This is a genomic window from uncultured Sphingomonas sp., from assembly GCF_934560975.1.
Lineage (GTDB): Bacteria > Pseudomonadota > Alphaproteobacteria > Sphingomonadales > Sphingomonadaceae > Sphingomonas_I.
Window position 1 is genome coordinate 189,911 of record NZ_CAKTFO010000002.1, and the last position, 14,688, is coordinate 204,598.

9 protein-coding genes are annotated in these 14,688 nt (G+C 65.5%); 2 read left to right on the forward strand and 7 right to left on the reverse strand.

The genetic code is table 11. The features are described from left to right. Positions 1-26 precede the first annotated feature (26 nt). Positions 27-1,541 carry a tryptophan halogenase family protein gene (locus tag Q0D93_RS02880; protein ID WP_294391092.1) on the forward strand — a complete coding sequence of 505 codons (1,515 nt, stop codon included), beginning with the start codon at positions 27-29 and terminating at the stop codon, positions 1,539-1,541. A 46-nt stretch (positions 1,542-1,587) separates the two neighbouring features. Here Q0D93_RS02880 and Q0D93_RS02885 read toward each other — a convergent pair whose 3' ends face one another. From Q0D93_RS02885 to Q0D93_RS02895, 3 genes are all read right to left on the reverse strand, one after another. Further along, a complete protein-coding gene (locus Q0D93_RS02885; protein WP_294391094.1) occupies positions 1,588-4,236 on the reverse strand; it encodes a glycoside hydrolase family 3 C-terminal domain-containing protein in 2,649 nt (882 codons plus the stop codon). A gap of 86 nt (positions 4,237-4,322) precedes the next feature. Beyond that, on the reverse strand, positions 4,323-5,912 hold the full coding sequence (locus Q0D93_RS02890; protein ID WP_294391098.1) for a carboxylesterase family protein: 1,590 nt from the start codon (positions 5,910-5,912) through the stop codon (positions 4,323-4,325). Positions 5,913-6,003: 91 nt separating this feature from the next. After that, on the reverse strand, positions 6,004-8,121 hold the full coding sequence (locus tag Q0D93_RS02895) for a M3 family metallopeptidase (protein ID WP_294391102.1): 2,118 nt from the start codon (positions 8,119-8,121) through the stop codon (positions 6,004-6,006). Positions 8,122-8,423: 302 nt separating this feature from the next. Between Q0D93_RS02895 and Q0D93_RS02900 the strand changes: the two genes are divergently transcribed. Beyond that, entirely contained in the window at positions 8,424-9,899 is a 1,476-nt protein-coding gene (locus Q0D93_RS02900) for an altronate dehydratase family protein (RefSeq protein WP_294391105.1), read from the forward strand. A gap of 59 nt (positions 9,900-9,958) precedes the next feature. Here Q0D93_RS02900 and Q0D93_RS02905 read toward each other — a convergent pair whose 3' ends face one another. The 4 genes from Q0D93_RS02905 to Q0D93_RS02920 all read right to left on the reverse strand — a co-directional run bounded on the left by Q0D93_RS02905 (position 9,959) and on the right by Q0D93_RS02920 (position 14,571). Then, positions 9,959-10,705, reverse strand: coding sequence for a Crp/Fnr family transcriptional regulator (locus Q0D93_RS02905; protein ID WP_294391108.1), 747 nt, complete (start codon positions 10,703-10,705; stop codon positions 9,959-9,961). Then, positions 10,702-11,082 (reverse strand): response regulator, encoded by a 381-nt coding sequence (locus tag Q0D93_RS02910; RefSeq protein WP_294391111.1) that lies wholly within the window; start codon positions 11,080-11,082, stop codon positions 10,702-10,704. The genes Q0D93_RS02905 and Q0D93_RS02910 overlap by 4 nt, the downstream gene beginning before the upstream one ends. A 4-nt stretch (positions 11,083-11,086) precedes the next feature. Continuing rightward, entirely contained in the window at positions 11,087-12,265 is a 1,179-nt protein-coding gene (locus tag Q0D93_RS02915) for a PAS domain-containing protein (protein WP_294391113.1), read from the reverse strand. A gap of 128 nt (positions 12,266-12,393) precedes the next feature. Continuing rightward, positions 12,394-14,571, reverse strand: coding sequence for an EAL domain-containing protein (locus Q0D93_RS02920; RefSeq protein WP_294391119.1), 2,178 nt, complete (start codon positions 14,569-14,571; stop codon positions 12,394-12,396). Positions 14,572-14,688 lie beyond the last annotated feature (117 nt).

Genomic DNA, 14,688 nt, shown 5'->3' on the forward strand with positions numbered 1-14,688 from the left:
GTACAGAAGCGCCGCAGGAATTGGACATGAACGCACCTTCTTCCATTCGCTCGATCGTGATCGTCGGCGGGGGCACCGCCGGCTGGATGGCGGCGGCCTCCCTGGTCGGCCGGTTCGAGCGGCAGGACCTTGCCATCACCGTGGTGGAATCGCCCGACATCGGCACGGTCGGCGTCGGCGAGGCGACCGTCCCCGGCATCCGCGATTATTTCCGCGATCTCGGCCTGTCCGCAGTCGATGTGCTGCGGGCGACGCAGGGCACGATCAAACTGGGCATCGATTTCGTGGACTGGTCCGGCCCGGGCCGGTCCTTCTTTCATCCATTCGGCTTGTACGGCGCGTCTTCACGTGGGGTGCCGTTCCATCAATTCTGGACGCGGATGCACAAGGCCGGCGATCCGCACTCTATCGATCATTATTCACTCTGTACCGCGCTTGCTCGTTCCAATCGCTTCATGCTGCCCTTGAAGGCATCGCAGGGCGACCTCAGCATCTTCGATTATGCGGTCCATTTCGATGCGGGCCGCTTCGCCCGCTTCTTGTGCGACTATTCGGTGTCGCGCGGCGTCACCCATGTCCCCGCAACGGTCCGACACGTACGGCGCGATGGCGAAAGCGGGTTGATCGCCGGCATCGACCTGACCGATGGCCGACGGATCGATGGAGACTTCTTCATCGACTGCACCGGTTTCCGCGCGCTGCTGATCGGCCAGGCTTTAGGCGAAAGCTATGTCGACTGGAGCGACCTGTTGCCGTGCGACCGGGCCGTGGCGATACCGTGTCGTCCAGGCGCGGGACCGCTTACGCCTTACACCCGTTCGACCGCGCGCCCGGCCGGCTGGCAGTGGCGCATCCCGCTCCAGCATCGGATCGGCAATGGCTATGTCTATGCCAGCCGCCACATTTCGGACGATGAGGCGGTTGCCACGCTGACCGACAGCCTTGAGGGCGAGGCGCTGGCCGATCCCAACATGATCCGCTTCACCACCGGACATCGCAGCCGCTTCTGGTCGGGCAACTGCATCGCGCTCGGCCTTGCGGCGGGTTTCCTGGAGCCGCTGGAATCGACCAGCATCACGTTGATCCAGACAGGCCTCGAGAAGCTGTTCGAGCTGTTTCCCGATCGCACCTTCCAGCCTGCGTTGAGGGACGAATTCAACCGCTCAACCACGCTGGAATATGAGCGTGTTCGCGACTTCCTGCTGCTGCATTACTGGGCCAATGGCCGCCAGGGCGAGGCGATGTGGGATGCATGCCGCACGCTCGACCTGCCCGAGCCGCTCCAGCGCAAGATCGCCCTGTGGACCGCACGCGGCAAGCTGGCGCGCTATGAATGGGAGACGTTCCAGGATCCCAGCTGGGTGTCGATGTATGCCGGTTTCGGCATCACTCCCGACCGCTACGATCCGCTGGCCGACTTCTTTTCCGACGAGGAGGTACGGATCGCATTGCAGCGGATGCGCGACACCGTACGGCAGCTTGCCGACCTGGCGCATCCGCACGATCAGTTCATCGCCGCCAACGCCCGCGCGCAGGCGTAAGTGACGGAGGCGCCCCGCATCCGGGGCGCCCTACCCCCCAACCTCGTCAGCGCGGCAGGGCCAGTTCGCCGTCGATCGCGAAGATTTCGGTGACGCCCGGCGCGCTCGTGCCCGGCTGGCCGCCGCCGACCCACACATGGTAGCTGGCAGGGGTAATCCGCATTACGCCCTTGTCGTCGGAAAAGGCGAGGTCGCGCGGCGACAGGTCGAACGTGACCGTCTTGGACTGGCCGGGTGCGAGATGGACGCGTTCGAACCCCTTGAGCGACTTCAGCGGCACGCCTGGCCGGCCGGCGACCGACAGGTAGAGCTGCGCCACCTCGTCGCCCGCAACCTTGCCGCTGTTGCGGATCCGCACGCTGACCTGCTGCGGCTGTCCGGCGGCGAAGCGCCTGGATCCGAGCTTCAGGTCCGAATATGCGAAGCGCGTGTAGCTCAGGCCGTGGCCGAACGCATATTCCGGCTGACCGGAGAAATAGCGGTAGGTGCGGTTGGCCATGCCGTAGCTTTCAAACGGCGGCAGCTGATCGGTCGAGGTGTAGAAGGTCACCGGCAGGCGCCCGCTGGGATTGTAGACGCCCTTCAGCACGTCGGCGATGGCCTGCCCGCCCTGCTCGCCCGGATACCAGGCCTGCACGATCGCGCGCGCCTTGTTCGCCCGTGCGCCAAGCGCGATGGCGGACCCGCTCTGCATCACGATGACCAGCGGCTTGCCCGTGGCGGCCAGCGCGTCGATCATCGCCAATTGGGCGGCGGGCAGTTCGATATGGGTGCGGTCGCCGCCGACGAAGCCCGGCACCTTCAGCGGCATCTCCTCGCCCTCCAGCCAGGCGTTCAGGCCGACGAACGCGACCACTACGTCGGCATTGGCGGCGGCCTTGACCGCTTCGTCGCGCAGCACGGGCAGCGGCGCCTTCCACGACAGGGTCATGCTGCCGGAGCGACCGGCCTTGTGCGACAATTCCAGCGTAAAGGCGCGCGGGCGGGTATCGGTGAAGCGCACTTGCATCGTCCGGCGCGCCTTGTCGGGGCCAGAGCAGGCGGAGGCGGCGTGGAAATCCGGCTGACCCTCCAGCTTGATGGTGAAGCTTTCGTTGCCGTCGCCCAGGTCGCAGCGATGCGTGTCCAGTTCGAAGCTGTAGGTGCCGGGTGCCGGCGGCGTGATCGTGCCCGTCCAGCGCACCGAATAGCTGGCCGGGTCGACGCCCTTGGCCGGCGCGATCGTGTCGTAATTGACGTCAATCTCCCGCACCGTCCCGGTCGCGACGGGCGCGCCCTGGAAATCCGGGCCGTTGAAATAGTGGACGGTCAGGCCCTGGCCGAATGCGGTGCGCGGCACCGGCACCGCCAGTTCCTCCGTAAAGGGGGCGCCCTGGGCGAAGGTGACGTTGGCCTTGCCGAACGCCTGCTCCATCCCGTCGAGCGGCAGCACCGGCTTGACCGACGTGCCCATGTAATTGCCCTCCAGCACGATCAGCGACGTCGCGGTCGGGCCGACCACCGCCACCCGGGGGCTCTTGGCCGTCAAGGGCAGCGTGCCGTCATTCTTGAGCAATACCAGCGACTCGCGCGCGGCGCGCAGCGCGACCTGCTTGTGCTCGGCGGAATGATTGGCGCTGATCGGGATGGCGGAGAATGGCACCGCAGAGGCCGGATCGAACATGCCCAGCTGCATCCGCGCCGTGAACAGCCGCTTCAGCGCGACGTCGATGTCCGCCTCGGTCAGGTAACCCGCCTTCACCGACTTGGGCAGGTCGAGATATTCGTTCTTGAAGTTGCAACCGGTGTCCGTGCCCGCCTTGATCGACAGCGCCGCCCCTTCGACATTGGTCTTGGTGAACTTGTGGCCGCTGGTGATGTCGTCGATCGCGCCGCAGTCCGACGTGACGAAGCCCTTGAAGCCCCAGTCGCGGCGCAGAATGTCCTGCAGCAACATCGGGCTGGCGCAGGCCGGCTTGCCGTCCACGGCATTGTAGGCGCACATCAGCGAGGCCGCGTGGCCCTCGGTGATGGCGCGGCGGAAGGCCGGCAGGTAGGTTTCGGTCAGGTCGCGCGGCGCCACATCGACGTTGAAGCCATGGCGCAACGGTTCCGGCCCGCTGTGCACCGCATAGTGTTTGGGCGTGGCGATCGCGGCGTAATATGTGGGATTGTCACCCTGCACGCCGGTGATGAACTGGGTGCCGAGCAGCCCGCTGAGATAGGGATCCTCGCCCAGCGTCTCCTGTCCCCGCCCCCAGCGCGGATCGCGGAAGATGTTGATGTTGGGCGACCAGAAGGTCAGGCCGAAGTAACGCTCGTAATTCTTGTCGCGCTGTGCCTGGTTATATTTGGCGCGTCCTTCCACGGCGACGATCTCGCCCTCGCGCTTCATCAGGTCCTTGTCCCAGGTGGAGGCCATGCCGATCGCCTGGGGGAAGATCGTCGCCTCGCCTGCGCGTGCCACGCCGTGCAGCGCCTCGTTCCAGTAATCGTAAGGCGGAACGCCGAGCCGGGCGATGCCGGGGGCGGTATTCTGCAACTGCGCCGCTTTCTCCTCCAGCGTCATGCGGCCGACCAGATCGGCGACCCTCTCCTCCACGGGCCTGGAAGGGTCGGCATAGATCTGCGCCGATCCCGGCACCGCCGCCACCGCGGCAAGAGCGATAGCGCTACCATGAAGCGACATACGGGCGACGGCACAATGACGGGGCATGACGATCCTCTTTGCTCGGCGTGCCCCTGTTCCGAGGCATCGTTGCCATTGTTATGACAGCGCCTCGCGCGAGGGCAAGCCGATCCTCAGCGGGGGCGGATAAGCGGCTCCAGCGTCCGGTAACGCTGCTGCTCGACGAGTGGGACGTCCCGCGTCCGGACGTCGATATGCTGGCGGTGCAGCGTGCCCTCTCCCGCGGCTGCACCCGCATCCGCCTTGCGCCATGCGGGAAGGCCCGTGCCGTTGGGATTGCCGGTGCGGACGAAGTTCGCGAAATAGCCCTGCATCGTCCGCGACACGGCCCGGTCGTCCGCCGTCCACCCATAGCGCGGGTTTGTTTCCAAGTTGCCCAGCGCATATTCGATCTCTGCGCTGTGCAACGCTCCCAGCGGCGCGGGCGTATCGATCGAGCCGCCGACTACCGGGGGTCGGATACGGCTGAAATAATAATAGAAGGTCGGCGCGCCGCCTTGGCGATGCAGGTCGAACATCTTCCAGGTGGCGTAACCGAGGAACAGGTCGCTCGCCAGCGCGGTGACGGCCCTCGGCACCTCCGCATCGCTGGCGGCCGGATAGAGGCGCGCCAGGGTCGATGCCTGATCGCCATAGCGGCTGGTCAGCATGGCCCGGTAATTGGTTACGGTCGGCGCCTGTCCCTGCAACAGCACCTCATAGCCCTGCTCCTGCGAATTGGAGCCGATCAGCAGCGGCACGCGCGCCTGTCGCCCGGCGGCGAAGGTGACGCTCGGCTGTTCGCGCAGGTAATAGCCGTCGATCACCGGGCCGAAGCGCATTGCCGCCTTGCCCTGCAACTCCAGCACGCGCTCGGGCGACAGGGCACGCAGGGCGGCAAGATCGACGCCGGCGGCCTGGCCGGCGAAATCGCGCCCGCGCGCTTCGCCCTCGGCCAGCGCGGCCGGGGCGACCGGCCCCATCGGAGCACCGCTCTCCGCGATGGCACCGGCAATCAGCCCACGGGTGAGCGGCGATGCCATCAGGCTGCCGACCGACATCGACCCTGCGCTCTCGCCACCCACCGTGATGCGGGCGGGATCGCCACCGAACGCCGCGATGTTGCGCCGGACCCATTGCAGCGCCGCCGCTTGATCGAGCAGGCCGTAATTGCCGGAGGCATGATGCGGCGATCCCGCCGTCAGTTCAGGATGCGCCAGGAAGCCGAATGCGCCAAGGCGATAGTTCATGGTGACGACGACGATGCCGCGCGCCGCCATGCTCGCCCCGTCATAGCGCGGTTCGGACGAGCCGCCCGCCAAGAAACCGCCGCCATAGACATAGACCAGGACCGGCAGCTTCTGCCTGGCCGACAGCCTGGCCGGCGTCCAGACGTTGAGCGTCAGGCAATCCTCACCCATGCCGGGCGCGCGGAAGATCATGTCGTCCCACAGCTTCGGCTGAATGCAGCGCGCGCCGAACTCCGTCGCCATGCGTATGCCGGGCCAGCCGAGTGCGGGCCGGGGCGCGCGCCAGCGGAGGGCACCCACCGGCGGCGCGGCATAAGGGATGCCCAGAAAGCGTTGCACGGACGAACCGTCGACAGCCGGAATCCCGGCCAGCAGCCCCTGCTCCACCCGCACATGAGGCGCGGCGGCCAGCACCGGTGCGCCGGCCAGGGCCAGCATCGCCACGCTACGGCGCAGCCCGATAATATGCGTCATGCAATCCCCTCCGTTCGCCTCCAGCCCGGGTGAATGTCCCGGTGCCGGGCCGACAAGTGGACCCTAGCGGAGGCGAACGGAGCGAGAAAGCTTACTTGGCGGCCGGCTTCAGGCCATTATCCTCCAGCATCGGGCCGATATCCGGATCCTTGCCGTAGAAGGCGCGGAACATCGGGCCGTAATCCAGGCTATGGCCGCGCGACAGCACCATGTCGCGGAAACGCTGGCCGTTGGCGCGAGTCATGCCGCCATTCGCCTCGAACCATTTATAGGCGTCCGCCTCCAGCATCTGCGTCCACAGATAGGCATAATAGCCCGCCGAATAGCCGTTGCCCCAGATGTGGAGGAAGTAGCTCGACCGATAGCGCGGCGGGATGTTGCGCGTGTCCAGCCCCATATCGTCGAGCGCCTTCTTCTCGAACGCATCCACGTCCTGCTTCGGCGCGCTCGCCGGCAGGCTGTGCCAGTCCATGTCGAGCATCGCGGATTCCACGACCTCACCCAGGCCGTAGCCCCTGCCGAACGAGTCCGACCGCTTGATCTTGTTGATCAGCGCGGACGGGATCGCCGCGCCGGTCTGGTAATGCTTGGCATAATTGGCGAGCACCCGCGGCTCCAGTGCCCAATGTTCGTTGAACTGCGACGGGAATTCCACGAAGTCGCGCGCCGTGTTGGTGCCGGACACGGTGGGATAGACCTGATCCGCGAACAGGCCGTGCAGAGCGTGGCCGAATTCGTGGAACATGGTGGTCACGTCGTCCCACGTCACCAAAGCGGGCTGCCCCGCCGCCGGCTTCTGCAAATTGGCCACATTGTAGATCACCGGCTTGGTGCCGAGCAGCTTGGATTGCCCGACGAAGTTCGACATCCACGCGCCGCCATTCTTGTTGTCGCGCTTGAAATAATCGAAATACATCAGGCCGAGTTCGGACCCGTCCTTGTCATAGACGGTGTAGACCATCACGTCGGGCTGATAGACGGGAATGTCGCTCCGCCGCTTGAAGGTGAGGCCGTACAGCTGGTTGGCGGCGTAGAAGACGCCCTGTTCCAGCACGCGGTTCAGCTCGAAATACGGCTTCAGCTCATTCTGGTCGAGGTCGTACTTGGCCTTGCGGACGCGCTCGGCATAACGCGACCAGTCCCACGGCGCGACGGTGAAATTCTCGCCGCCCGACTTGATCATCGCCTGGATCTCGGCGGCTTCCACCTTCTGCTGCGCCGCGAGCGGGCCGACCAGCTGGCCCATAAAGCCCTTGGCCGCATCCGGCGTTTCCGCCATCTGATCGGCCAGCTTGTAATGCGCCCAGCTCTGGAAGCCGAGCAGCTTGGCCTTCTGCGCCCGCAGCCAGGCGAGCCGCTGGAGCGTGGCGCGCGTGTCGTTAGCGTCGCCCTTCTCCGCCCGCGTCCAGCTCTGGTTGAACAGCGCCTCGCGCGTGTCACGGACAGACAGGTTCTGGAGCAAGGGCTGCTGGGTGGTGTTCTGCAGCGGCAGAACATATTTGCCGGCGAGCCCGCGATCCTGCGCGTCCTTGGTGGCCGCGGCGATCTCCGCATCGCTCAAGCCCGCCAGCTTCGCCTTGTCGTCGACCACCAGCGCCCCTGCCTTGGCGGCGGCGAGCAACTTCTGCTGGAATGCGGTCTCCAGCGTCGCGATCTGCGTGTTGAGGTCGCGCAACTTGGCCTTGTTGGCATCGTTCAGCTGTGCGCCCGCCTGCACGAACTGACCATAGACGACCTTCAGCACCTGGGCCTGTTCCGGCGTCAGCTGCAGGGATCCCGCCTTGTCGTGCAGCGTCTTGATCCGCTGAAACAGCTTGGCGTCCAGCAGGATCGCGTCGCTATGCTGGGTCAGCTTGGGCGTCACGGCGGTCTGCACCGCATCCAGCGTCGGATTGGTGTTGGAGGACACCACCGCCGAGAAGACGGAATTGACGCGGTCCAGCATCCGGCCCGACCGCTCCATCGCCGCGATCGTGTTGTCGAAGGTCGGGGCGGCGGGATTGTCGGCGATGCGCGCTACCTCGGCAATCTGCTGGGCCATGCCCTGCTCGATCGCGGGCTGGTAATCCGCGTCCTTGATCAGGTCGAAGCGCGGCGCTTGGAACGGCAACGTGCTGGGGGTCGCGAACGGGTTGGTCGCCGCATGGCCCGCGCCCGCAAACACACAGGCTGCCGCAGCCGAGCCAAGCAGCCACTTCGTGATGGTCATCAATGTGGGTCCTTATGGAAGGATAAGACAGGGGTATTGCCCCAATCGTGGAACCGTGCCGATCCAAAATCAAGCGGATCGGCAATGATTTAGATGGTTCCACGGGTGATCGGCGCTGCATCATGGCGGTGCGGCAACGTCACACGCCACCTCGCTCTTTCCTTTACCGCTCGCGCGGTGTGGGATGGTATCCTACAAGATGGAACCACAAGGCGCCGCATGGCTGCCACTGCCTGCAATTCCGCAGGAAATGAGGCGGTGCGACAGCTGGCGAAGGATCGAGCGGCACTTACATGGATACCATGACCACTTCTTCCCTGTTCAGGATCGATCCGCGCGACGGCGTGGCCACGGCGCTTCGGGATCTTGCGGCCGGGGAGCAGGCGATGGGGCTCGTTCTGCGCGAGCCCGTGGCCAAGGGGCACAAGGTCGCGATTGCGCCGATCCGGGCCGGGGAGCCCGTCCTGAAGTTCGGATTTCCCATCGGCCGCGCGACCCGCGACATCGATCCGGGCGAGCATGTCCACGTCCACAATGTCGCCACCGCGCTGGAGGGCAGCGGGACCTACGGCTACGTCTCGCAACGCGACCGAACCGAGGCTGCGGGCTCCGCTTGCACCTTCCAAGGCTATGTTCGCGCGGACGGGCGGGTCGGCACCCGCAACGAGGTGTGGGTGCTGCCGACGGTCGGCTGTGTCGGCCGCACCGCCAGCCGCATCGCCGCCGCGGCGGCTGCAACGGCAGCCGGACGGATCGATGGCGTCCACGCCTTCACCCACCCATTCGGCTGTTCCCAGCTTGGCGACGACCTGTCCGGCACGCGCCACATCTTGGCGGCGCTGGCGCAGCATCCCAATGCCGGCGGCGTGCTGATCGTCGGCCTGGGATGCGAGTCCAACCAGCTCGACGCCTTGCTGGCCGAGGTGGAGCCTGCCGCCCGCGCCCGCATCCGCACCCTGATCGCACAACGCAGCGAGGATGAGATCGAGGAGGGCGTGGCACTGGTCGACGAACTGATCGCCCTTGCCGCACAAGACCGCCGGCAGGATGTGCCGCTGTCCAAGCTGGTCTTGGGGGTGAAGTGCGGCGGATCGGACGGTTTTTCCGGCCTTACCGCCAATCCCCTGGTCGGGCGGATGAGCGATGCGGTGACCGAAGCCGGCGGCACCGCGATCCTGACCGAGATACCGGAGATCTTCGGCGCGGAGCAGCTGCTGATGCAGCGCGCGGAACGCGAAGACGTCTTCCACGGGATCGTTGATCTGGTGAACGGCTTCAAACGCTACTTCACCGACCATGGCGAACCTGTGTCGGAGAACCCCTCCCCCGGGAACATCGCCGGCGGCATCACGACGCTGGAGGAGAAATCGCTGGGTGCCGTGCAAAAGGCCGGTCATGCCACCGTCACCGACGTGCGCTATTATGGAGATCGGGTGCGCCGCACCGGCCTGACGTTGCTGGAGGCGCCGGGCAACGATGCGGTATCCTCCACCGCCCTTTCGGCGGCGGGGGCGACCGTGATCCTGTTCACCACCGGGCGCGGGACGCCGCTGGGTTTCCCCGTGCCGACCATCAAGATCGCGTCCAACAGCGACCTTGCGCGGCGCAAGTCGGGCTGGATCGATTTCGACGCGGGGCAGGTGCTGGACGATGGGCTGGACCAGACCGCCGGCGACCTGCTAGCCAAGATCCGCGCGGTGGCGTCGGGCGAGGAAACCGCATCCGAACGCAATGGCGAGCGGGAGATCGCCATCTGGAAACGGGGCGTCACGCTCTGACGCGCCTGCCGCTGGATGCGCTGGATAAAGGGGCGACAGGATTGTCCCCCGCCCCTGCCTCAGCCTGATTGCGCCAAGGCGTTCCTGCGGTGGTCCCACGTAATCCGTACGGGATTCCGCTCCAGCGCGAGCGCCAGGGCGACCGGGTCGGACAGCACCAACTGACCGCCCTTCAGCACGATCTCCTCGCGGCGGCGCAGGATCTGCAGCGTGCGGTTCACGTGAACCGGCGTCAGGCCAACGGCATCGGCCAGCATTTCCTGCGTCAGCGGCAGCGCGAAACTGTCCTGATCCGCCAGGCCGCAGGTGCCGAGCCGTTCCAGCAGTTCCAGGAACAGATCGGTGATCCGCTCCTCCGCATTTAACCGGCCGAGCCGGGTGATGGTCGCCAGCAAATATGCCTCATCCAGACCGTGGCTGAGCGCATAGGCTTCGGCCAAAGCGGCCGAACCATCCGAAGAGGGCGCGATGCACACTTCCACGTCGGTAAGCGCGATCACGCTGGACATGGCGACCGGCCGGGCATGATGGCAATTGCCGATCAGGTCGCCGGGCAGCATCAGGCTCATGATCTGGCGCCGCCCGTCCGCCAGCAGGCGGATACGCGCGGCCCAGCCCTTCAGAACCAGCAGGGATTCGGTGATCGGCGCACCTTCACTCAGCAGTTCACGCCGGGCGCGGATGAAACGGGTGCGCTGGAATGCCGTCGCCAACGCACTCCTGGCGACATCGTCAAGCGTGGTCAGCGTGTCGAGCCGGCGCATCGCCGGCTGAACTTCGGCGGCAAGTATAGCAGGCTTGATCATGTCTGGGTCTCCCCTGTCAAAAGCCGCACCAGACCATCCAACAGGTCGGTCGTGCCAAGCGGCTTCGTTGCGTGAGGAACGCCGCGATACGCATCCGGCAGCGCCCAATCGTCATAACCGGTCAAAAACATATACGGCACCCCGCGCTGCGTCAGGAGATCTGCGATGGGAAAGGAATGATCCCCTTCCAGATTGACGTCGAGCAAGGCCCCATCGAGATTACCCTCCGAAGCAATGGCCAGACCGGCTTCAAGGTCGGCAACGGGGCCGACCGGAACCGCACCCGCATCCGCCAATACGCCCTTCAGATCTGTCGCGATAAAATACTCGTCCTCGACGATCAAGATGCGCTTCCCCGTCAACAGGTTGCCAGCCATACTCCTACCCCCTAATTTCCCTATCGGTGACGGTCTCCTCGGGCAGTGGCAGACGTATCCAGCAACGAACACCTCCCCCACGAAACTCCAATTCCGTGTCCGCGCCCAATTGATATGGCAAAGCTTCCTCGATCAATTCCCTGCCGAAACCTCGACGACTTGGCTGAATCGCGATCGCCGGCATGCCCTGTTCGATCCAACTAAGGTCAAGCGAACGGGGTTCTCCACAATCCATGTTAATTTCCCAGCGCACATCCAATTTAGCCTGTGATTGGGCAAATGCCCCATATTTCACGGCGTTCGTGGTCAGTTCATGGATCGCAAGCCCCAGCGTCTGGGCGACCTTGAGAGGCAGGCTGACGCTCGGCCCCTCGATGGTTACCGACGGTCCGTCGGTCACGCCCACAGTGAGAAATTCGTCGCGGATCAGGCTTTCCAGGTCGGTTTCGCCACGCATGGTCTTGCTGCCGATGACCTGCGTTCGCGCAAGCGCATTCAGCCGCCCGCTGAAATGGTCGGCGATCGTCTCCAGATCCCCGCCGGCCTCCACGGTGCGGCCGAACACCGATCGTACGACAGTCAGCATGTTCCTGACGCGGTGCTGCAATTCGGCGAGCAGCACCTTCTGCCGGTGTTGGAGCTTCAGCAGGTCGTCGACGTCGGTCGACGTGCCCAGCCATTCCAGGATCGTGCCGTCGGCCCCGCGAACCGAGGACGCGCGCGTGCGAAAATGGCGGTAACGCCCTTGCAACTTATGGTATATGCGCGCCTCCACGTCGAAATGGCTGCCGCTGCTGGCACGGGCCCATTCCGCGCGCGCGGCGCTGCGGTCGTCGGGATGCAATGCCTGCAGCCAGCCATGGCCGAGGCTGTCGTCCATGCTGAGCCCGGTATAGGTCGTCCATTGCGGGCTGGCCCAGGTCCAGCAGCCGCCGTCCACGGCCCGCCAGACGAGTTGCGGCATGCCCTCGACCAACGTCCTGAACCGCGCTTCGCTTTCGATCAGGGCTGCGTTCTTGGCGGCAAGTTCGCGCTCGGTGTTCCCCCCACCGGAGCTGCCCGGACTTTCTGCCGTTGCGATGGTTCCGGACGATGCGGCAAGAGCGGCGCGCAGGCGCTCGATCTCCAGCCGCAAGTGCGCGGTGTCGTGCAGCGCCGGATCATGTTCGTGGGCTTCGGCCATGTCGCTCCTTCCGAACGCGTCGGTAAACGTCGCAACCGGTATGAAGGTGCCCGCCGAAAGGAGCCAGAGCGTCGTTCAAGCGCCAGGAGACCCGCCGCGAACGGCTGGGCAGCCCCGACCCTCTCCGTTCAGGCAGCTTCCATCGTCGGCCGCGCGCCGACCAGCTGCGCAAGCGGCACGGGACGACCCAGCAGGTATCCTTGCATCATCGCGCAGCCCTGCCGCACCAGCAAATCGCGTTGCTCGATCTCTTCCACACCCTCAGCGATCACGTCGATATCTAGGCCCTGTGCCAATTGCACCATTGCCGACACGATCGCGGCATCGCCCGTGTCCGTGCAGATGTCCTGCACGAAGCTGCGGTCGATCTTGATGCGGGTCAGCGGATACCGCTTGAGCATGCTGAGCGACGCAAACCCGGTGCCGAAATCGTCAAACGCGATGCCAACGCCACGCTGCTTCAACTTTTGCAGCGGCAGCAGCATGGTTTCGTCGTGCCGGAGGATGATGTCTTCCGTGATTTCCAGTTCCAGCGCCTGGGGCGGCAATCCGCTGCGTTCCAGCGCCGCCTCCACGTCGGCGGCCAGGTCACCGGTGCGGAACTGCGCCCCGAACAGGTTGACGCCGATGACGAGGTCGGGCCAGCGCCGTCGCAGCACGGCACCATCGGCACAGGCCCGTGTCAGGGTCCATGCGCCCACCGCCGGCGCCAGCTGGCTCGACTGGATGGATTGCAGGAACCGGCCGGGGGTCAGCAGCCCTTCGGTCGGGTGGTGCCAGCGCAGCAGCGCCTCCACCCCCCGCATCGTGTCGCCGGCGACATCGACCTGCGGCTGGTAGAACAATTCGAACTCGTCATGGTCGAGCGCGCGCCGCACCTCGCCCGCCAGCGCGAAGCGGCCGAGTGCCGCCTCCTTCAGGCGCGGGGTGAACATGCGGCGACAATCGCGGCCCTCGGCCTTCGCCTGGTACATCGCCAGATCCGCCGCGGACAGCAGCATCTCGGCCGTGTCGCCATGGTCAGGGTACAGGGCGATGCCGACGCTGGCGCTCACCTGGATCAACTGCTCTTCGACCCGGACCGGCTCGACCACCACGTCGATCAGGGCATCGGCGATCCGGCACGCTTCTTCCTCGGCGCGACATCCCGGCATCAGCACGGCGAACTCGTCTCCGCCCCACCGGGCAATCACGTCATTCTCGCGCAACTGGCGGCGCAGGCGCCTGGCGATGCGCTGCAGCACCGCATCCCCTGCGCCATGGCCCAGCGTGTCATTGACGTCCTTGAACCGGTCGAGGTCGATCATCAGGACGGCAGCGCCCTCCTCCGCCGCGATGCAGTCGCTGATGCGTTCAGTCAGCACGGTACGGTTGGCGAGGCCGGTCAGCCCGTCATGGTGCGCCAGCCTGAACAAGCGTTCCTCATTCTGTCGCCGTTCGGTGATGTTGCGGATGATCGCGCCATAATGCGCCAGCCCGTCATGCCGCCACATGGACAGCGACAGTTCGACAGGAAATTCCTGCTCCTGCTTGTTGGCGGCGGTCAGCTCCACGGTCTTGCCCACCAGCCGCGGCGCACCGCCACCCGTTACCCGGCGCATTCCGTCATTATGCCCGTCGCGCATCCTTTCCGGCACGATGATGTCGATGAACGATCCCACTGCCTCCTGTTCGGAAAAGCCGAACAGGGCTTCCGCCGACGCATTCCAGAAGGTGATCGCTCCAGTGTGATCGGTGCAGACGATCCCGTCAGGCGACGTGGCCGCGATATTCTCGAACCGCGACTGGCTGGCGGCGCGCGCAATGTCCAGGCGGCGCATTTCCAGTCGGTCCAGCACCACGGCGGCAAACGTCTTGAGGTCGTGCTGCTCCTGGGAGGACAGGCCGCTGCGCGGGCGATGATCAATGATGCACAATGTGCCGAGGGCATGGCCGTCCGGCGCACGCAGCGGCACGCCCGCGTAGAAGCGGATGAACGGAGCCGCGGTGACCAGCGGATTGTCCGCGAACCGGATGTCGAGCTGCGCGTCCGGGATGATCAGCATATCCTGGCAAGGCAACGACAGAGCATGGGCGCAGAAGGAGATGTCCCGCGCCGTTTCGCAGACGTCCACGCCGGTGTGCGCCCTGAAGATCTGCCGGCTGCGTTCCACGATCGACACCAGCACGATCGGCACGTCGAAGAACCGTTTGGCGAGCTGGACGATATCGTCCAGCTCCACCACCGGCTCATCGGATTGCAGGTCATACTGCGCGAGCGCGGCCAGCCGGGCATCCTCGTTGAACAGATGTGGAGCCGACTTCATCAGACCGTTTCTCTTGCCGCAAGCATGACAATGTGGTTGACACGCAACGATGTAGATCCCGTAAATGCACCGTCATCGATGCAGGGTTCGGGACGAATCCATCCCGCCGCGCGGCCA

Coding starts and splice junctions, on each gene's coding strand:
- Q0D93_RS02880 (WP_294391092.1), top strand. CDS start 27: ATGAACGCACCTTCTTCCATTCGCTCGATCGTGATCGTCGGCGGGGGC.
- Q0D93_RS02885 (WP_294391094.1), bottom strand. CDS start 4,236: ATGCCCCGTCATTGTGCCGTCGCCCGTATGTCGCTTCATGGTAGCGCT.
- Q0D93_RS02890 (WP_294391098.1), bottom strand. CDS start 5,912: ATGACGCATATTATCGGGCTGCGCCGTAGCGTGGCGATGCTGGCCCTG.
- Q0D93_RS02895 (WP_294391102.1), bottom strand. CDS start 8,121: ATGACCATCACGAAGTGGCTGCTTGGCTCGGCTGCGGCAGCCTGTGTG.
- Q0D93_RS02900 (WP_294391105.1), top strand. CDS start 8,424: ATGACCACTTCTTCCCTGTTCAGGATCGATCCGCGCGACGGCGTGGCC.
- Q0D93_RS02905 (WP_294391108.1), bottom strand. CDS start 10,705: ATGATCAAGCCTGCTATACTTGCCGCCGAAGTTCAGCCGGCGATGCGC.
- Q0D93_RS02910 (WP_294391111.1), bottom strand. CDS start 11,082: ATGGCTGGCAACCTGTTGACGGGGAAGCGCATCTTGATCGTCGAGGAC.
- Q0D93_RS02915 (WP_294391113.1), bottom strand. CDS start 12,265: ATGGCCGAAGCCCACGAACATGATCCGGCGCTGCACGACACCGCGCAC.
- Q0D93_RS02920 (WP_294391119.1), bottom strand. CDS start 14,571: ATGAAGTCGGCTCCACATCTGTTCAACGAGGATGCCCGGCTGGCCGCG.